The sequence below is a fragment of the Streptomyces sp. NPDC006012 genome (assembly GCF_042871185.1).
Classification (GTDB): Bacteria; Actinomycetota; Actinomycetes; order Streptomycetales; family Streptomycetaceae; genus Streptomyces.
On the sequence record NZ_JBIAIE010000062.1, the window covers coordinates 1 to 4,107 of the forward strand.

The window sequence follows — 4,107 nt, forward strand, 5'->3', positions numbered from 1 at the left end:
GTGTTCACGGGTCGGATCTCGTTGAAGAGTCATCCGTGGCTGGACGATCACCGGGTCAGTGGCAGTCCCCTCGTCCCCGGCACCGCACTCCTCGACGCACTGGCGCACCTGGGCGAAGACCTCGGCGCCCCGGTCGTCGAGGAACTGACGATCTCCGCCCCCATCGTCGTACCGGAGTCCGACGGCGTGGACCTGCGGATCCACGTCGGCGTCCCGGACAGCCGCGGGAGCAGGCCGGTACGGCTGCACACCCGGGTCGGACCGGACGGAGAGTGGACCGAGAACGCGAGCGGCGCGCTGAGCGACGCGCACGGGACCACCGACGGCCACCCGCGGCCGGACACCAGCTGGCCCCCGACCACCGCCCACCCCGTCGACCTGGACGGGTTCTACGACAGCCTCACCGTCGACTACGGCCCGTCCTTCCACGCCGTACAGGCCGTGTGGACCGAACCGGGCCGGGCGTACGCCGAGGTACGACTGCCCGACACTGCCGCCGACACCGGCACCGCGAGCGAAGCCTACGGAGTGCACCCCGTACTCCTGGACGCCGCCCTGCACCCGCTCGGCATCTCGGGATTCTTCGCCGAGCCCGACCGGCCCCGGCTGGCCTTCTCCTGGTCGGGAGTCCGGGTGCACGCGGTGGGAGCGCGGGCGCTGCGCGTCACCCTCACACCTGCCGGGCCCGACAGCGTCACCATCCGGGCGGCCGACGAGACCGGTGAACCCGTCATCGACATCGACAGCCTCGTCGTACGACCGGTCGACCCCGAGCGCCTGCGGCAGGCCGCACCGGTCGGACGGGACTCCCTCTTCGAGATCGAATGGGTGCCGGCGCCCGGCCCGGTCGCCGCACCGCCCGCCTGGACGTACTACGAAGACCTCGGGGGAGCGGACCACACACCGGCCGCCGTGGTGTACCGGGTCGACGGCGGAGACGAACGGCAGACCGTTCCGGAGCGGGTGCACGCCGTCGGACTGCGGGCGCTGAGCGTGCTCCAGGACTGGCTGGCCGACGCGCGCCGCGACGCGTCCCGCCTCGTCGTGGTCACCCGCGCCGGAGACCTGGCGCAGGAAGCCGTACGAGGGCTCGTGCGCACCGCCCAGTCGGAGAACCCGGGCCGGTTCGGCCTGCTGGAACTCGAACCGCGGGACCAGTCGGACGACACGGCCGACGTACTGGTCGGCCTCTCCGTACCCGACGACGAGCCCCAGGTCGCGGTCCGCGACGGACAGGCATACGTGGCCCGGCTGCGGCGTGCCCATGCCGCACCGGCTACCGGGACGTCACCGCTGGCCGGCGGGGCCGTCCTCGTCACCGGCGCCACGGGCGGGCTCGGCCGGCTGGTCACCGACCACCTCGCGACCGCGCACCGCGTCGGCGAACTCGTCCTTCTCTCCCGGTCCGGTGTCCCGGACGAACGCCTCGCCGAGATCACCGGACTCGCGGCGGCGGCCGGGAACGACGTCACCGTGCGCTCGGTGGCCGGCGACGTGGCCGACCGAACGCTCCTCGCCGAGGTCGTGGACTCGCTGGGCGACCGCCTCGTCGGCATCGTTCACACCGCGGGGATCGTCGACGACGGGGTGATCGGCGCGCTGCGGCCCGAGCAGTGGGACAGCGTGCTGCGCCCGAAGGTCGATGCCGTCTGGCAACTGCACGAGCTGACACGCCATCTCGACCTCGCCGCCTTCGTCGTCTACTCCTCTGCCTCCTCGACCTTCGGCGGCGCGGGCCAGGGCAACTACGCGGCAGGCAACGCGTTCCTCGACGCCTTCGCCGCCCACCGGCGGGCCGAGGGACTGCCCGGCCTCTCCTTGGCCTGGGGCCTGTGGGCAGAGAAGCGGGGCATGGGCGGCCGGCTCAGCGACACCGACCTCGCCAGGATGGCCCGGATCGGCACGCTCGCCCTCTCCGCCGAACAGGGCCTGGCGCTGTTCGATCTGGCGCTGGCGGCGGACCGTCCGGCGCTGGTGCCGATCCGGCTCGACCTGGCCGCCACCCGCCGCAGCGGTGAAGTCCCCGCCCTGCTGCGGAACCTGGTACGGGCCTCGTCCCGGCGCACCATCGAACAGGGCGACGGGCACCGTACGGGCCCCGGCCTCGCCGAACGGCTCGCCGCGCTCGCCCCGGCCGAACAGGAACGGGAACTGCTGACCCTCGTCCGCGCCGTCGCCTCCGCCGTACTCGGTCACGCGTCGGCGGACGCGGTGGAAGCGGCACGCGCCTTCAAGGAAGCGGGCTTCGACTCGCTCACCGCGGTCGAACTGCGCAACCGGCTCACCGAGACCACCGGCGTCCGGCTCCCGGCCGGCGTGATCTTCAACTATCCGACCCCCAAGGCGCTCGCCGGTCATCTGCGCACGGAACTGCTCGGTGTCATGGACTCCGTGCCCGCAGCCCCCGTCGAAGCCATCGCGCCGCGCGACACGACGCAGGACCCGGACGCCGACGACGCGATCGCCATCGTCGCGATGGGCTGCCGGTTCCCCGCCGGGATCGATTCCCCGGAGGAACTGTGGCGGTTCCTGGAAGCGGGCGGCGACGCCATCGGCGGCCTGCCCACCGACCGTGGCTGGGATCTGGACGCCGTCTACGACGCGGACCCGGACGCCCCGGGCAAGACCTACGTGCGCGGCGGCGGATTCCTCGACGGAGCCGGTGACTTCGACGCGGAACTGTTCGGGATTTCGCCGCGCGAGGCGCTGGGCATGGACCCGCAGCAGCGGTTGCTGCTCGAAGTGTCCTGGGAACTCCTGGAGCGCGCCGGTCTCGACCCGACCTCCCTGGCCGGCACTCCCACCGGCGTCTTCGTCGGCACACACGGCCAGGACTACGGACGGCAGACCCAGGGCACCCAGGCCGACGAGGGCTACCTCGTCATCGGCAACGCCGCGAGCGTCCTGTCCGGCCGGGTCTCCTACACACTGGGGCTCGAAGGTCCCGCGGTCACGGTGGACACCGCCTGCTCCTCCTCACTCGTCGCGATGCACCTGGCCGGGCAGGCCCTGCGCAACGGCGAGTGCTCCCTCGCCATCGCCGGCGGCATCTCCGTGATGTCGTCGCTCGACGGCATCATCGGCTTCAGCCGGCAGCGGGGACTGTCCTCCGACGGCCGCTGCAAGGCGTTCTCCGATGACGCCGACGGTTTTGGCATGGCCGAGGGTGTGGGTGTGGTGTTGTTGGAGCGGTTGTCGGATGCGCGGCGTCATGGGCGTCGGGTGTTGGCGGTGGTGCGTGGTTCGGCGGTGAATCAGGATGGTGCGTCGAATGGGTTGACGGCGCCGAACGGTCCGTCGCAGGAGCGGGTGATTCGTGCGGCGCTTGCGAGTGCGCGGTTGTCGGCGGCGGATGTGGATGCGGTGGAGGCGCACGGTACGGGTACGACGTTGGGTGATCCGATCGAGGCGCAGGCGTTGCTGGCGACCTACGGTCGGGAGCGGCCGGCCGGTCGGCCGTTGTGGCTGGGTGCGTTGAAGTCGAACATCGGTCATACGCAGGCCGCCGCGGGTGTGGCCGGTGTGATCAAGATGGTCGAGGCGATGCGGCACGGCGTACTGCCGCGGACGCTGCACGTCGAGCGGCCGTCGTCGCATGTCGACTGGATTTCGGGCGCGGTCGAACTGCTTGCGGAGGCGCGGGAGTGGCCGCAGTCGGACGGGCCGCGGCGTGCGGGTGTGTCGTCGTTCGGGGTGAGCGGCACCAACGCCCACGTCATCCTGGAACACCTCCCCGAGCCGCAGCCGGTGGAGACGGCCCAGGAAGCGAAGCATGACGTCCTGCCACTGCTGGTGTCCGCCCGGGGAACCGCGGCCCTGGCCGGCCAGGCGCAGCGGCTGGCGGTGTTCGCGCGGGACACCGGCAACGTCTCCGACGCCGGACTCGCGCACGCACTCGCCGGCACTCGGGCGAAGCTGAATGCTCGTGGTGTGGTGTTGGCGGGGTCGCGGGGTGAGGTGGTTTCGGGGTTTGAGGCGTTGGGTGGGGGTGTTGCGTCGTCGCAGGTGGTTGCTGGGGTGGCGGATGTGGAGGGGCGTCGGGTGTTTGTGTTTCCGGGTCAGGGGACGCAGTGGTTGGGGATGGGTGGGGAGTTGTTGGGTGTGTCG

Annotated in this window: 1 protein-coding gene; it reads left to right on the plus strand. The window is 71.9% G+C overall.

Features of this window, described 5'->3' with window-relative positions; genetic code table 11:
- A partial coding sequence (locus tag ACFYPJ_RS38985) for an SDR family NAD(P)-dependent oxidoreductase (protein ID WP_389026866.1) occupies positions 1-4,107 on the plus strand: 4,107 nt, incomplete at its 3' end.